This window comes from Neptunomonas sp. XY-337 (assembly GCF_004959845.1).
Classification (GTDB): domain Bacteria; phylum Pseudomonadota; class Gammaproteobacteria; order Pseudomonadales; family Balneatricaceae; genus Neptunomonas; species Neptunomonas marina.
The window spans coordinates 46,166-61,319 of the sequence record NZ_SPLL01000004.1; the positions used below are offsets into that span (position 1 = coordinate 46,166).

At 52.3% G+C, this 15,154-nt stretch carries 16 protein-coding genes; 9 read left to right on the top strand and 7 right to left on the bottom strand.

Annotated elements, in window-relative coordinates; genetic code table 11:
* Position 1 precedes the first annotated feature (1 nt).
* Positions 2–214, bottom strand: a complete 213-nt coding sequence (locus tag E4L36_RS10175) for a twin transmembrane helix small protein (protein WP_127693354.1) — start codon at positions 212–214, stop codon at positions 2–4.
* Here E4L36_RS10175 and E4L36_RS10180 point away from each other — a divergent pair.
* The 5 genes from E4L36_RS10180 to E4L36_RS10200 all read left to right on the top strand — a co-directional run bounded on the left by E4L36_RS10180 (position 213) and on the right by E4L36_RS10200 (position 4,087).
* Positions 213–950 (top strand): SURF1 family protein, encoded by a 738-nt coding sequence (locus tag E4L36_RS10180; RefSeq protein WP_136680521.1) that lies wholly within the window; start codon positions 213–215, stop codon positions 948–950. The genes E4L36_RS10175 and E4L36_RS10180 overlap by 2 nt on opposite strands.
* On the top strand, positions 937–1,407 hold the full coding sequence (locus tag E4L36_RS10185; protein WP_136680522.1) for a hypothetical protein: 471 nt from the start codon (positions 937–939) through the stop codon (positions 1,405–1,407). The genes E4L36_RS10180 and E4L36_RS10185 overlap by 14 nt, the downstream gene beginning before the upstream one ends.
* Before the next feature lie 12 nt (positions 1,408–1,419).
* On the top strand, positions 1,420–2,424 hold the full coding sequence (locus E4L36_RS10190; protein WP_136680523.1) for a COX15/CtaA family protein: 1,005 nt from the start codon (positions 1,420–1,422) through the stop codon (positions 2,422–2,424).
* Positions 2,411–3,337 carry a heme o synthase gene (gene cyoE, locus E4L36_RS10195; RefSeq protein ID WP_136680524.1) on the top strand — a complete coding sequence of 309 codons (927 nt, stop codon included), beginning with the start codon at positions 2,411–2,413 and terminating at the stop codon, positions 3,335–3,337. Before E4L36_RS10190 ends, cyoE begins: the two co-directional genes overlap by 14 nt.
* Before the next feature lie 144 nt (positions 3,338–3,481).
* On the top strand, positions 3,482–4,087 hold the full coding sequence (locus E4L36_RS10200) for a Yip1 family protein (RefSeq protein WP_136680525.1): 606 nt from the start codon (positions 3,482–3,484) through the stop codon (positions 4,085–4,087).
* Between the two features lie 59 nt (positions 4,088–4,146).
* On the opposite strand, the gene E4L36_RS10205 is transcribed toward E4L36_RS10200, so the two are convergent.
* A complete protein-coding gene (locus E4L36_RS10205; protein WP_136680526.1) occupies positions 4,147–5,013 on the bottom strand; it encodes an aminotransferase class IV in 867 nt (288 codons plus the stop codon).
* 404 nt (positions 5,014–5,417) lie between these two features.
* Here E4L36_RS10205 and E4L36_RS10210 point away from each other — a divergent pair, with 404 nt between their 5' ends.
* A complete protein-coding gene (locus E4L36_RS10210) occupies positions 5,418–6,305 on the top strand; it encodes a LysR family transcriptional regulator (protein WP_136680527.1) in 888 nt (295 codons plus the stop codon).
* Here E4L36_RS10210 and E4L36_RS10215 read toward each other — a convergent pair.
* Genes E4L36_RS10215 through E4L36_RS10235 form a run of 5 tightly spaced genes read right to left on the bottom strand, consistent with a single transcriptional unit; the run spans position 6,302 to position 10,359 of the window.
* Complete coding sequence (locus E4L36_RS10215) at positions 6,302–7,150, bottom strand: DUF4392 domain-containing protein (RefSeq protein ID WP_127693361.1); 849 nt, start codon at positions 7,148–7,150, stop codon at positions 6,302–6,304. The genes E4L36_RS10210 and E4L36_RS10215 overlap by 4 nt on opposite strands.
* A gap of 43 nt (positions 7,151–7,193) precedes the next feature.
* Positions 7,194–8,132 (bottom strand): biotin-dependent carboxyltransferase family protein, encoded by a 939-nt coding sequence (locus E4L36_RS10220; RefSeq protein WP_136680528.1) that lies wholly within the window; start codon positions 8,130–8,132, stop codon positions 7,194–7,196.
* The gene (pxpB, locus tag E4L36_RS10225) at positions 8,129–8,806 is read right to left on the bottom strand and encodes a 5-oxoprolinase subunit PxpB (protein ID WP_136680529.1); all 678 of its coding nucleotides are present in this window, start codon (positions 8,804–8,806) and stop codon (positions 8,129–8,131) included. Before pxpB ends, E4L36_RS10220 begins: the two co-directional genes overlap by 4 nt.
* A complete protein-coding gene (locus tag E4L36_RS10230; protein WP_136680530.1) occupies positions 8,806–9,549 on the bottom strand; it encodes a 5-oxoprolinase subunit PxpA in 744 nt (247 codons plus the stop codon). Before E4L36_RS10230 ends, pxpB begins: the two co-directional genes overlap by 1 nt.
* Positions 9,550–9,570: 21 nt before the next feature.
* Entirely contained in the window at positions 9,571–10,359 is a 789-nt protein-coding gene (locus E4L36_RS10235) for a putative hydro-lyase (protein ID WP_136680531.1), read from the bottom strand.
* A 253-nt stretch (positions 10,360–10,612) separates the two neighbouring features.
* Between E4L36_RS10235 and E4L36_RS10240 the strand changes: the two genes are divergently transcribed.
* From E4L36_RS10240 to E4L36_RS10250, 3 genes are all read left to right on the top strand, one after another.
* Positions 10,613–12,337: a GGDEF domain-containing protein gene (locus tag E4L36_RS10240; protein WP_136680532.1), complete on the top strand. Its 1,725-nt coding sequence runs from the start codon at positions 10,613–10,615 to the stop codon at positions 12,335–12,337.
* 81 nt (positions 12,338–12,418) lie between these two features.
* A complete protein-coding gene (locus E4L36_RS10245) occupies positions 12,419–14,254 on the top strand; it encodes a sodium:proton antiporter (RefSeq protein WP_136680533.1) in 1,836 nt (611 codons plus the stop codon).
* Complete coding sequence (locus E4L36_RS10250) at positions 14,229–15,068, top strand: NAD-dependent protein deacetylase (protein ID WP_136680534.1); 840 nt, start codon at positions 14,229–14,231, stop codon at positions 15,066–15,068. Before E4L36_RS10245 ends, E4L36_RS10250 begins: the two co-directional genes overlap by 26 nt.
* The last annotated feature ends 86 nt before the right edge of the window (positions 15,069–15,154 follow it).

Below are 15,154 nucleotides of genomic sequence, written 5' to 3' on the forward strand. Positions count from 1 at the left end.
ACTAACGCGTTAACCACGGCGCTTGTGAGGCGAGCTCACCGGTGTAAAACCCCCATAACAACAACAGTACGATTAAGACACAAAAGCCCACCCGCAGGTAGAGCGACACCACAATACGTTGGCGATTACCGGGGTCACGCAGCAGGAAAAACAAGCCGCAAAACAGGCTAACCACCGCAGCGGCAAACAAGAGTAGCAGCAGGAGTTTGACCATGGGATACCTCCGCTATCAGATAGCTTTCAGTAAAGACGCTAAGCGCACCGGCTTCAAGTTCGCGGTGCTCGCACAGGGCGTGCTGATCGTTGCGCTGCTCGCTTCACTGGGCGTTTGGCAGCTTGAGCGCGCCACTGAAAAAGCCCAAATGCTTAACCAATTTGAGCAAGCCCCCATAACTAGCCAAGATAGCCGTTACTGGACACGCTACGCCAACGTTACCCTAAGCGGCCACTTTCTGCCCGACCTCTTCTTACTCGATAACCGCACCCGTCACGGCGCTAGCGGATATGAAGTCATTGCTGTCATGCGCACCTCAACAGAGTACCAATTGGTCAACTTAGGCTGGACACCAGCACCGTTGCACCGTGGGCAACTCCCCGAAATATCGCTACCTGCCGGTGAGTTAACACTCACTGCGCGGGCCGATCGCCCCTCAGATCATCTCGTATTAGGTGCTGACTATTGGGCAGTAAGCTGGCCAAAACGTATCCAGCAGGTGGATATCGAACGCATCGAATCACAACTGGATATCGCGCTTTCACCTTGGTTAGCACGGGCAAGCGAAGCTGTGGTGGCTAACACCATACCCAACTGGCAACCGGTTGTGCTGCCACCAGAGCGCCATCAAGGCTATGCCGTGCAGTGGTTTGGTTTAGCAGTGGTCTGGTGTATCGGTTCAATCTACTGGTTACGTGCGTTATCAGCGCAGGAGGAGCACCATGAAAAACCTTAACTTCTGGCTGATCTGGTTATGGGGCGCAGGACCACTGCTGATCGCGATCGTACTCTACACGAGCCAAACTGTTCCGCTGACTTCCAATGAGCGCGGCCAATTTGTCGAGCCCGGACGAACCCTAGCTGAGCTTTCAATCACCACGCTTGATAACCAACCGTGGCAGCCTGAGCGCCGCTGGCAGTTGGTGCTAAATGCCGACGCCTCTTGTGATCACGCTTGCCAGCGCTGGATAGAGCAACTGCCAAACCTTGTTACAGCGTTGGGAAAAGACCAGCCGCGAGTGCGCTGGCAAATTGTTGGCCCGAACCGCAAGCTAGCCACTGCAAGCTCCAGCCATGGCATCTGGATTGCCGATCCTCTAGGCAATCTGGTGCTGCACTATCAATTTGATCAGCCTGCGAAAGATCTGTTAAAGGATCTAAAGCGGCTTTTAAAAGTGTCACGCATCGGGTAGGAGGCAGCAGCGATGATCGTTCGGCTTATCCGCATCACTTTCCTACTCTCTTTAGTGGTCGTACTGCTCGGCGGTTGGACACGCATCAACTATGCAGGACTCGGCTGCCCCGATTGGCCGGGCTGTTATGGAGAGCTCGTGGTGCCTTACAGTGCACAGGCGATCAGTGCCGCACAAGCAAGCTATCCCGACCAACCCATCGATGCCTACAAAGCGTGGTTAGAGATGTTGCATCGTTATGTAGCGGGGCTGCTCGGCGTGTTGGTGTTAGCCATCGCAGTGCTTTATCGCCGCACTCGTCCAGAGAACAACACAGCCGTCGCAACGCTGGGGCCATTGCCCTATATGCTCTTAGGAGTGGTGATTGTGCAAGCACTGTTTGGTATGTGGACAGTGACACTACAGCTCACACCCGCCATTGTCACTGCACACCTCTTGGGTGGCCTGACCACAGTAACCCTGCTCTTCTTAATGCAGCGGCGAGTCTCGCATGGGAAACCCCAATCGACACACAACAAACCACGCGTGCTGCACCTTGCGGCACTGTTGTTGATAACTCAACTACTACTGGGCGGCTGGACGAGTGCTAACTATGCCGGCTGGGCCTGTGACAAGCTGGTGCAGTGCAATAGCCTCAACCACTCGCTCGACTTTTCCACAGGCTTCACCATCAGTTACGACCCCAACACGAATTACGAGGGCGGCACCTTACCACTCGAAGCCCGCGCTGCAATTCAGATGACTCATCGCGTAGTCGGGCTGGTGTTGATCATCACCTTATTGGCCGCGGCACTGCAGCTTCGACACAGTCCCAGCCAAGCAACACGAGCGTGGTGCTGTGCAAGCATTGCGGTGTTGCAAGCGATCATCGGGTTCTCAGCGAGCTTACTGGCGATGCCTCTTCCGCTAGCGATGGCTCACCATATTGGAGCCGTTGCGGTGTTACTCAGTTTTTTATGGCTCTACTTAACCCCTTCGACCCTATCCGTACGGGAGGTACGTTATGCAGCTGCGTGAAACCGTCACCGTGAAAGCAAGCAACCCCAAACACTGGCATTTTGTGACCCATTGGCGTGACTATTTGGGGCTGTGCAAACTGAAAGTTGTGGCTGTTATGCTGCTTACCGCAGCCGTAGGGATGTGCCTTGCCACCGTGCAACTCCCCCCTGTGGCTACTGTGTTTTGGGGGTTACTGGGTATTGGGCTGGCGGCCTCTTCAGCAGCAGCGGTCAACCATGTGGTGGATCGCCACATTGATGAGAAGATGGCCCGCACCCGCTATCGCCCTCTGCCACGGGGCAAAGTATCCCACCTTCAAGCGCTCAGCTTTGCAGCGATTGTTGGCTCCTGTGGCATCGCGATGCTCGCTTTGTTGGTTAATCCGCTCACCGCATGGCTGACGCTGGCTTCTTTAATCGGCTACGCCATCATTTACTCTTTGTGGCTGAAACGCGCCACGCCTCAGAATATCGTGATTGGAGGTATCGCTGGTGCTGCTCCGCCGCTGCTGGGATGGGTGGCTGTGAGCGGCACACTCGAACCTCATAGCCTCCTGCTGATGCTGATTATTTTTGCGTGGACACCACCGCACTTTTGGTCACTTTGTCTGGCCCGCAAAGAGGACTACCGCAGAGCGGGAGTACCCATGCTACCCGTCACCCATGGCGATCATTACACCCAGCTCCATATCGTGCTCTATACCCTACTGATGATCGCGACCACAGCCTTACCCTATTTGAGCCAAATGAGCGGCCTGCCCTACTTGATGGGCGTGTGTTTGCTCAATCTTCGTTTTCTGATGTGGGCGTTACGCGTCTATCGCGATGCCTCGCCCGCAACATCCATGGCGATGTTCCGCTACAGTATTACCTACATCATGCTGCTGTTTGTGGTGCTACTTGTGGATCATTACGTCATTTTATGGGTCTGAACTAGAGCAGGTTAAAAATTAATCATCCGTTTCGAAACACTTTTCGTAACGAAAAGGACATACCGACAGAAGGAAAGCAGTTGAACTCACACAAAAATTAGGCGCTCACCCTTGGGGGGGTAAGGCGCTTGGAGGAGAAATATTATGTTTTTTCAACACATGATGGGCATCCTTTACCACCCAAAAGCTGAGTGGAATCAAATAAAAAATGAGCACTACAGTACTGCTCACGTTTTTCTACAACAGATTAGTATTCTCGCCGCTATTCCCGCGGTATCTCTTTACATCGGTACAACCCAAATTGGTTGGAGCATCACTGGTGGAGAGTTTGTAAAGTTACAAAGCAGTAGCGCTTTTATGGCCGCTATCGCGTTTTACTTCGCGATGTGGGTAGCCTGTGGCTTTATAGCTTATTCGATTCGCTGGATGGAGAAGACCTATGGCGGCAGTATCTCCTTTGAGGATTGTTTACTGCTAACGACTTACACGGCAACGCCCATGTTCCTCGCAGGGCTCGCGGGCCTCTATCCGATGTTATGGTTTAACGTCACCGTAGGGTTGGTTGCTGTCTGTTACAGCGTTTATTTACTCTATACGGGTGTTCCGATCATCATGAATATTCCAGAAGAGCGCGCGTTTATGTTTTCCACATCGGTCCTCACGGTGGGTTTGTGTGTGCTGGTAGGTTTGATCGTGACCAGCGTGATCCTTTGGAGCACAGTCATACCACTTAACTACATCGCTGGATAACACTTTTTAGGCACAAAAAAGGCGAGCTTGATGCTCGCCTTTTTTCATTGCAGCTGACCTTATGAGTGGTCGAACTTCGCTGCTGTATAAATGCCGAACGCCTTTTCCCAGACTGGGCCAACTTTACCGTCACCCACTGGCTTGTCGTCGATCTTAACAACCGGAGCGATCTCTTTAGACGAAGAGCTGATCCAAACTTCATCAGCGTTTAGAACTTCGTCCATTGTCACAGTGCGCTCTTCAACAGGGATAGAGCCATCAGCTTTCAAGCTATCAATGATAATACGGCGGGTGATACCTGGTAGGATTTGGTTATCCTGAATAGGTGTGACCACTACACCATCTTTAACGATGAATGCGTTAACCGAACTACCTTCTGTTAGCTCGTTTTTATCGTTATATAACAAACACTCACTATTGCCCGATGCGTAACCTTGTTGGAAGTGCATCACGTTACCCAGCAGTGCTGTAGACTTAATGTGGCAACGCTTCCAACGCAAGTCTTGTGTTGTTGTCACAGAGTAAGCCGTTACTTTTTCACGATCAACTGGCTCTGGCTCTTTAATAGCAAATGTAAAGCAGAAGATAGTTGGCTCAACGTTCTCTGGGTATGCGTGGAAACGCTTCGTGTCAGCACCACGTGATACATGAACATAAACACCTAGGTTTTGGTTCGCACCATCGTTGCGAGCGATAACTTCATCTAGCAGCTCTTTCCATTCATCAACAGATTTGTTGCACTTGATCTCGATAGAGCCAAGGCCGTCAATCATGCGCTCAATGTGTGGAATCAAACCGACAGATTTACCACCGTAGTAAGGGATAACTTCGTAGATACCGTCACCAAATAGGAAACCACGGTCAAGTGGCGAAATGCGCGCTTCTTCAAGTGCCATGTATTCGCCGTTCAGATATGCGATGCTCATCAACTAAATTCCTCTTAACTAGGGCAGGTACCGACGCGCATACCGTACTGAGTTACGCTGGCTTAGCCGGGCTTTCCTGCAAAATCTCTATCGCTACATGGGGTATCTATAAAACCACAGATACCTGAGCGAGTTCAGAGCGGGAGCGAAGTTATAGTACAAAAAGTAAAATCTGTTCAACCAGCAAACAAATAAAATAAAAATAATCCAAAAATCAAAAAAAAGCAGACAATAAACCCAAAAAACATCAAAAAAACCAAAAAATATAAAACAACCGTATTAGCCAGAAGTCTAATAGCCACTTCCTCATTCCTGCTTTGAGTACTCTCGTCTCACAAATGCACTCTTTTCCTTTCGCTAAAATTATCCCTATACTGCCGCAAAACCTCATCGACATCAGCCTCATGCGTATCAGAAACCTCGCCACCTTTGTTAAAGTCGCGCACCTTGGTAGTTTCCATGCCGCTTCGCAACAGCTACACGCCAGCCAACCGGCTATTTCAGCACGTATCGCTGCACTTGAAGAGGAACTAGGCGTTAAGCTTTTTCAGCGCGACAAGAGTGGTACCCGTATTACTGCCCGTGGCGCACAGTTGCTACCCTACGCAGAAAAGCTGCTGGCGATCAGCCAAGAGATGCGCGAGCAAGTCAGCGAAGATAAACCCGAACGCGGCACTTTTCGGGTGGGGATTGCAGATACACTGGCCTATCTTTGGTTATCACCGCTGCTACAGCTTTGGCAGAGTAACCATCCGCTGCTCTCATTCGAGCTCACCAATGATGTGACACCCACGCTTACCCACCAACTGCAGCAACATCAAATCGACCTGGCTTTGATGGTCGCAAACGAAACACTCGCGCCTGATCTTGTCGTTGAGCCGCTATGCAGTTATCCGCAGTGCTGGGTTGCCGCTCCTTCGTTGGTGGGTCAGCAACAACACCTGACACTGGGTACGCTCGCAACTTTCCCTATTTTGAGCTTCCCACGCGACACCCATCCATGGCATTACCTACAACAGCTATTTAGCCAGTGTGAGGAACCACCGGTGGTGCACACATGCAGCGCAGTTGCAGGGTTGTTGATGATGGCGGAGCAAGGCTTGGGAGTGACGTTCTTGCCAGAGCCGCTAGTCAAAACGCCGCTGGAACAAGGCCGCTTGGTGATGATACAGACAGAAGAAACGCCGCCAGAGCTGAGCTTTTGCTACAGCTGGCGGCTGGATGACGACCGCATTCTACCGCGATTGCTGGCAGAAAGCGGCCGCTCGATCATTGATGTATCGCTCGCTTAAGCCATACCGATCAGTTGACGTAATTCAAGTAACACCGCCTCGCCTTCTTTAGGGTCGAGGCCATCTTCGGTGAGTTCGTTCAAACGCGTGACGCCATCAACGCTACCCAGATTTGATAGGTACTCAAGGATCTCTAGAGGCTTCACATCTGCTAGCAGGTCACACTCATTCCAGATGCTTAGATACGCCAAGATGCCATAAGCACCCCAGTTGGAAACATCCGCGATCAGCAACTCATCAACCTGTGTTGCCGAAGAGACGATATCCAGATCTTTCAGTGCTTCGGAGATGTTACCCATGCCGATCTCGTTACCACCATCGCCAATCGCAATCGTTGGGCACTTGGCATGGTTAACAAAGGTGTCGAAACACGCAGTACGAGGGCTGATCGATTCACCGCGCATATTGTAGTAACCGCCATCCGCAGCCTGACCCGGACGCTCGATCGAGACAATCGCATCAGGATGATAGCGATACAGCGCCTGAAACGCTTCCAGTGCGCGCTCTTGGTGTTCACCAACACGGATTTCGTGAACACGGAAATCCTTAGCTAGCGCTTGAGAAACCGGCGGCCCGCACACAAGTACCGGCGTTGCACCCAACTTCTCTAGCGCGTTGTATAGCGCAATAGCACCCACCGGGCCATCGGTTTCAAAGGTATCCACCACGGGAAACCCAGTACCAATCAGCACGTGGCCTTTACACTTATTCAAAACACGCGCAGCACGCTGATAGTAGCCGCTCTGTAACGCTGGCTGTACCGTCTTCATACCACGTAGATTGCGTGCAACAAGCGCATCTTCAATCTGCTTACTCAGTGCAGCATCAATCAATTTATTATTCACGTTTATCTCCACCCGCGCTGGCGCGCGTTATTATTCAGTTCGGTTAGTGCAGCGCCACGAGCTCGGTTGTCATAAAGCGGCGTGTTTCAAGGCAGTTGATGTTGTGTGCCTCTTCCATGCTGATCTGCGTAAACATCACTTTCGCGCCCGGCATCAGTTGCGCAAGGCGTGCCGTGTCGCGTGCGATCACAGAGCCGATTTTGGGATAGCCACCAATCGTTTGGCGGTCGTTGAGTAGCACAATCGGTTGGCCATCCGCTGGAATCTGAATCGCTCCGTGGCAGATACCCTCTGAGAGGATGCCATCCAATGTTGATTTCACCGGTTGCCCTTCAAGGCGAAAGCCCATGCGATCGGCACGGTCAGATAAGGTGTATTCGCTACTGAAGAACAGTGCTTGCTGAACAGAGTCAAAGCTGGCTTGTTGATATCCCAAGATCACCCGCAGCTCAGCGAACTTACCGTAGTTCGGGCGCGCTGCCACCGGCACCTGCCAGCGAGGCTCACTGCCACTGGCCGCACACAGCAACTGATCGCCTTGCTGTAGTTTTTCCCCTGCTAAGCCGCCAATACCCTCACGGGTCACGGTCGCTGTACTACCAAACTGGGCTGCAACATTGAAACCACCAGCAACGGCTAAGTAGGCGCGCGAGCCTGCGGTGGCAAACCCCAGCTCGATCTTATCGCCCGCTTTAACGGCATGTGTTTCCCACGCAGCCGCTTCTTGGCCCGCGATTTTCAGGGGCATCTGCGCGCCCGTTACCGCGATACGGGTATCAACCTGCGCTTCGAGCACCAAACCACCAAAGCTGACCTCGAGGGCCGTTGCTTCCAACGCGTTTTCGCACAAGCGGTTTGCCCAGAAGAACGCTTCACGGTCCAGCGGGCCGCCCGTTGTCAGGCCGATACCATGGTAGCCAAAGCGTCCTGCGTCTTGTATTAGTGTTAGCAAGCCCGGTTGAACAACGTTAAATCCACTCATAGCTCACCTCCCAATGCGATAAATTCTTCCCGCTCAATCGGGCGGAACGTCACCCGATCGCCCACTTGCACAGGCATGGTTGGATCGGCATCAGGATTAAACATGGGTGTTGGACATAGACCAATTAAGTTCCAGCCGCCGGGTGATACCGCTGGGTAAACCGCAGTTTGCTGATCAGCAATCGCCACTGCACCACGGGGTACTTTGAGGCGCGGCGTGCTGAGCCGCGGTGCGGCGATACGCGGATCAACTTCACCTAGGTAAGCAAAGCCCGGCGCAAAACCAATGGCGTAGACACGGTACTCTTGGCTGCTATGGATCTGGATCACTTCCTCCACGGAAAGCCCAGCACGCTTGGCCAAGTCCGCCAGATCAGGGCCTGACTCTTCGCTGTAGTAAACGGGTAGCGCAACCACTTGCCCCGCTTGTGCATCGTGCTCCCCAAGCCCATCCGCCACTTGGCGGATTGCGCTGCGTACAGCAAAGTGGTCGGTACGTAGCGGGTCATAGATCACCAGCAATGAGGCGTAAGAGGCAACCATATCGATCAAATCGCCACCAAGTTGAGTACGCAACAGATGCTCTGCCTGCTGGACTTGGGCGGAGATACGCGGGTCAGTTTGCTCACCAAAGTAGATAATCAGGGCATTTTCGCCCGCGATTTCAACACGCATCAGCTTGCTTCTCCGTTAATCAGCGCACGGATCTCAGCAATCGCTTGAACACCCTCAAGGTTGTCTCCGTGGACGCACAACGTATCCGCGTGCAGGTTGAGCGTATGGCCGCTCACGCTGGTTACAGTGCCGCTCTCTTTCAGCTGTTTAACCTGCGCGAGCATCTTATCGCGACTGTGCACCGCACCTTCGCGGGTACGCGCCAGCAACTTGCCATCGTCGTCGTAGCAGCGGTCAGCAAAAGCTTCAAACCAAAGCGTTAGGCCAAACTCTGCCGCTTCTGCGCGATGGGTTTCCGCCTCAGGTGTCCCCTGCAACATCAACACAACCGGTTTATGGTAGCTTGCGACAGCTTCCATAATTGCGCGGCGCACGTTGCTATCTTTCATCATGTCGTTGTAGAGCGCGCCATGGGGCTTTACGTAGCTCAGCTCAAGCCCCTGGATCGCTGCCATGCCATCAACTGCAGCCATCTGGTAGTGCATCATGGCTTTGATCTCAGCTGGTGTGGCATTCATAGAGCGACGCCCAAATCCAACAAGATCAGGATAGCCGGGATGCGCGCCTACCGTAACGTCATGCGTTTTTGCTAGTGTCAGCGTCTTTTGCAATACCAGCGGGTCGCCGGCATGAAAGCCACACGCGATATTCGCCTGATCGATATGCGGCATCACCGCATCATCCATGCCCATTTTCCAAGAGCCAAAGCTTTCACCTAGGTCACAATTTAGCTTCAGTGACATCGTCGTTCTCCTGCAATCGGTTTAAAGAATGGCCAAGCGGCTGTTAGGAACATCTGAAACCAACATGTGGCCTGGGCTGTGGGTAATACACAGCGGCGGACGTGCAGCTTCGATCGCTACCTGCGGCGTGACACCACATGCCCAAAAGACAGGGACTTCACCCGGATTGATGGTGACGGCATCACCAAAATCAGGCGTGGCAATATCGCTGATACCAATCTCAGCAGGGTCGCCAAAGTGCAAGGGTGCGCCGTGAACGGATGGGAAGCGCGTGCAGATCTGGATCGCGCGGATCGCATCTTTTGGTTTCATTGGGCGCATACTCACCACGGTGGTGCCGCTGAATCGGCCTGCCGACTGGCACTCGATATTGGTGCGGTACATAGGCACGTTCACACCCTCAGTGATATTGCGCACCTCAAGGCCATCAGCAATCAGCGCCTCTTCAAACGAGAAGGAACAGCCCAGTACGAAAGCCACCATATCGTCCGTCCACAGTGAGGTGATATCTGCAACCTCTTCTGTCAGTTGGCCATCACGATAGACTCGATATTTGGGAATATCTGTGCGGATATCGATATCTTTACCCAGCGTGTTAATCATGTAATCGCCAGGGGACGCTGACATACCGACAATCGGACAAGGTTTCGGGTTTAGTTGGCAAAACTGCAAGAACTCGTTGGCCCACTCCTTTGGCATAATCGCTAGGTTACCCTGCACAAAGCCCTGCGCGTAGCCTGATGTGTTAGTGGTGAAGTCACCACGTCGAATCGCTTGGCGAAGTTCATAAGGGGAGATATTTGCATCCATAGCAGTGCCTCTAAACCGTCTAAAATATGATCTTTTATGATCAACATAGAGTGCACTGGTGAGCTGGCGAGTGTCCAATTAAAAATAATTTCTACAACTGATAACAAAAAACTATCAGAAAGTTCGTTACATTCGCCGTGCAACCCCTTAGTTTCGCTTAAACGCTTTGACTTTGAGCAACACGGTTACACCGCTATCGGGTTTAGAATAATTAAAAGGAAGCCGCTCCTAGAGCAGACAGAGGGATAATTTCATGGCGCCCAGCTCGCTACGCCACATCTTCGCGCTACTGATACTTTTTTTTGGGGTCACATTAAGTAGCGTAGCGACTGCCGTTGAAACGCCACGCCATATTTTGGTTTTGCTCGCTTATCGCATTGACCTGCCTTGGTCCCAAGCGTTTATTAGCGGCCTACGCGAAGCTCACAAAGCATCGGGCGAGGAGATCGAATTCTACTTTGAATACATCGATGATCAGCGCCTTAGCTCCCGTTTTACACCCGCACAGCTACACCGTTATCTGCTGGATAAATACCGCGATATTCCTCTCTCTGCGATCGTGATGGAACCCAACACTGCAGATCGACTGCTGCAAGCAGGCACCGATAAACTGTTTGGCGATAGCATGGTGGTTGTGGTGGGTACCGATTACCAGCGGGTCGCGCCCGATGAGCGTTTTTCCTATGTGATTAAACGCAACCTTTTGCAGAACAACATTGCACTAATTACTCAGCTCCACCCTGATATCGATAAGCTTATCGTCGCTGGTGGTGCTGGTTACACTGCCACATGGCTTGCAGAAAATGCCGCACGTATCGGCCGCGACGACTTCCCCAACCTTAAGATCGAGATCGCTAAGCCACGCGAGCCAGCTGCACTCGTTGACTACCTCGCCGACCAGCCAGAGGGCACCGCAATTTTGCTGACAGCGTATCTGCGCTCTCCATCAGGAGCGGCGTTTGATACGCCCCATGTTGCTCATGCGCTACTCGAAAAAACCTCGCTGCCAGTCTATGCCATTATCGATCCAGTTCTAGGCACGGGCGTGATTGGCGGTGACCTCTTTAACCCTAAAGAATCCGCCCGCTTAGCACTGGATAAAGCACTAGCTGCAATGGCTGCAGGGAAACGCGATTTTAGCTTGGTCGTACTGCCAAACCGCTACCGCTTTGATCAAGCCGCTCTTGAGCAACATGATATTAAAACGGCGCAGCTACCGCTCAACTCAGAGGTACTGAATCTCCAGCAGCCGAACGACACCAACCCACAAACACTGCTCATTCAGGCAGCTCTCGCCTCGCTGCTTGCCTTGGCGCTGCTTGGTAGCTTGCTACTCTATCGTGATCGCGCCAAGCTCACGCGCGAGCTCAGATCTCAGCATCGGATGCTAGAATTGCGCGTGGAACAGCGTACCCAAGCTCTAAAGGTGATGGCCGTCACCGACTCCTTAACAGGCCTCGTCAATCGTGGCGAGTTCTACCGGCACTTAAAATTGGAACTGCGCCACTTTAGGGATACCCAAGAGGAGAACTGCTTTTCGATCGCGATGCTAGACCTCGACAACTTCAAACGGGTCAATGATCGCTACGGTCACCCAGCCGGTGACAAAGTGCTGATATCCTTCGCTAGCCGATGCAACCAACTCACCCGTGGGCCTGACATTATCGGGCGCTTAGGCGGCGAAGAGTTCGCTATATTGCTCCCAAACACCAATCTGCAGCAGGCCACGACCATTCTCGAGCGTGTGCGCACCGAGGTCGCGCAAATGCGCGTGGAGCTGGATAGTGGCGATACGGTGAGTGTTACCACCAGCATTGGCGTCGTGGTGGTTGATACCCCTAAACTCAGCACTCGTGAAGTGATGATGTATGTTGACCAGATGCTTTATACCGCCAAAACCCAAGGTAAAAACCGTGTTTGGGCCGGTTGTACGAGCACATTGACCGCGCAGAGCCCCCAACAAGAGGAGTTGGTCTAAACATCATCACCCCCGTTGTGCTGGCATTTATGCGCCAGACCAGTAGAGTGATAACGTCGCCTTCACACAAAGGAACGTGCTATGTCGATACCTGATGCTCTTATGGTTGCACTCATTGCGCTGGCGGGATTGGGCTGCCAATGGCTCGCATGGCGAGTCAAACTCCCAGCAATCGTCTTTCTTCTGCTCACCGGTATTCTTGCAGGCCCTATCAGCGGTATCTTGAACCCCGATCAATTGCTGGGTGACTTGCTATTCCCATTTGTGTCATTGGCTATCGCCATCATCTTGTTTGAGGGCAGTTTAACGCTGCATTTTAACCAAACACGTGATGTGGGCGGTGTCGTTTGGCGCTTGGTTTCGATCGGAGCTGTCTTAACTTGGGGCCTTATCGCATTTGCAACACACACGTTCATTGGCTTATCTGCACAGCTTTCTGCGCTGTTTGGTGCGCTAGTTGTCGTGACGGGGCCCACAGTTATTGTACCTATGCTGCGCACCCTACGCGCAACAGAGCGCATTGCAAATACGCTCCGCTGGGAAGGCATTCTTATTGATCCTGTCGGAGCGCTTATGGCCGTAGTGATCTATGAATGGATCGTGTCAGGCCATATGGAAGCATCACTGCCGTCCCACCTACTATTGTTTGGCGAAATCGCCCTTGTAGGTACGGTCTTCGGTGTTGTGGCAGCAGCAGCGATGACCGTAGCATTGCGGCGTTATTGGCTACCTGAGTATCTACACGCGTTTGGAACATTATCGGTGGTGCTAATTACCTTTACGCTAGCAAACCAAGTCGCGCACGAATCAGGTCTGTTAGCTGTAACGGTGATGGGCATTTGGCTCGCAAACGCACGCGGCGTGCATGTTGCAGAGATACTTACGTTTAAAGAACACCTCACCGTGCTGTTAATTTCAGCACTCTTTATTATTTTAGCCGCCCGCATGGATCTACAAGCTTTACTAGAGCTAGGCATTCCTGCCCTGATGCTACTTGCCTGTATCCAGTTCATTATTCGCCCGCTAGTGGTATTTGCTTGTGCGCTGGGTAGCGATCTCTCTTGGCAAGAAAAAGCTGTGATCGCCTGGGTTGGCCCGCGTGGAATCATCGCGGCAGCGGTGTCGGCGTTATTTGCGTTAAAGCTCGAGCAAGCCGGTTATGAAGAGGCGCAGCTGCTTACGGCGCTAGCCTTCTCTATTATTATCGGCACCGTTATTTTCCAGAGCGCCACAGCGCGCTTTCTTGCAACACGGCTGGGTGTCACGGAACCAGAGCCGCGCGGTGTGTTAATTATTGGTGCCAATTTAGTGGCCCGCGCGATCGCTAAAGCACTAGAAAAACACGATATCGCATGTACTCTGGTTGATCCTCATTATGACAATATTCGCGCAGCGCGCATGGAAGGCCTTAGCACTCTGCTAGGTAACCCACTGTCAGGACACATCGAAGAGCACCTAGCACTGGGCCGCTTTCGCTATGTTTTGGCGGCAACACCGCAACATGAAGCCAACGCCTTAGCCTGTTTACATTTTAAAAGCGAATTTGCTGAACGTTTTATCTTTAGTATTAAAACCGAACGCAACGGTAGCCTGCAGGAGCGCGCCGAAGTTGCCGAGAAACGCCAAGGTCAGGTGATCGGCGAACACGCACTGGGCTTTCAACAGCTTGCCAAACTGATCGCTAAAGGCGCAGCAATCCGTACAACTCAACTGACCAGTGACTACACATTTCAGCAGTGGCGCGAAGCCCATGACGGTAATCGAGAGCTACTTGCGGCTTTCGATCCGAACAAACATCTGCACTTCGTGACGCCCGGCATACAAAACGAAATTGGCGTAGACTGGCTGTTATTATCGTTGGAGCTAGTGGATACCGTTGAATCAACATTACATGAATCAAAACCAGCAACCTTGTGAAGCGGCTGAGAAATTACAGCTATTTATTGAACAGCATCCGCAACTTGTGGTGCTCACTGGTGCGGGTATCAGTACCGCGTCGGGTATTCCAGATTACCGCGATCATAATGCCGAGTGGAAACGCAAGCAGCCAGTCCAGCACCATGACTTCATGTCACAACGCGCAACTCGACAACGTTTCTGGGCACGCAGCTTAGTCGGCTGGCCAATCATGCGGGATGCTAAGCCTAACGTGGCACATAAGCATCTAGTTGAGTGGGAGAAACAAGGCCACATCGACCTGCTAGTCACGCAGAACGTTGATGGCCTCCATCAACAAGCTGGCCACCAAGCGGTGATCGACTTACATGGCCGTTCTGACCGCGTTATCTGTACTCAATGCCACCACAGCCTTTCCAGAAACGCAGCGCATCAGATGATGGCATATGCTAACCCCAGCTTTCTGGCGTTCTCAGCAACTGCGGCACCGGATGGTGATGCCGATCTAGAGGGCGTTGATTTTGACAGTTTCATCGTATCCGACTGCCCAGAATGTGGAGGTATTTTAAAGCCTGACGTGGTGTTCTTTGGCGACAATGTGCCACGTCATACCGTTGAAACGAGCTTGCAGCACCTCAAAGACGCCAGCGCTTTGCTCGTCATAGGCTCCTCGCTGATGGTTTACTCTGGCTACCGTTTTTGTAAACGGGCCCATGAATGGGGGATCCCTATCGCGGCCTTAACACTGGGTAAAACGCGTGCAGACGCGCTCCTCACTCTGAAACTCAATGCGCCTATCCCCGACACGTTTGCTCGCTTGCCGAAGCACGAATAAATAGCACTGAAAGCAGAATGCACCAAAAGAGGGCTAAAGTATTACGTCATCAGTTACGTACTATGCCAAAGCGTGTCTATACTTAT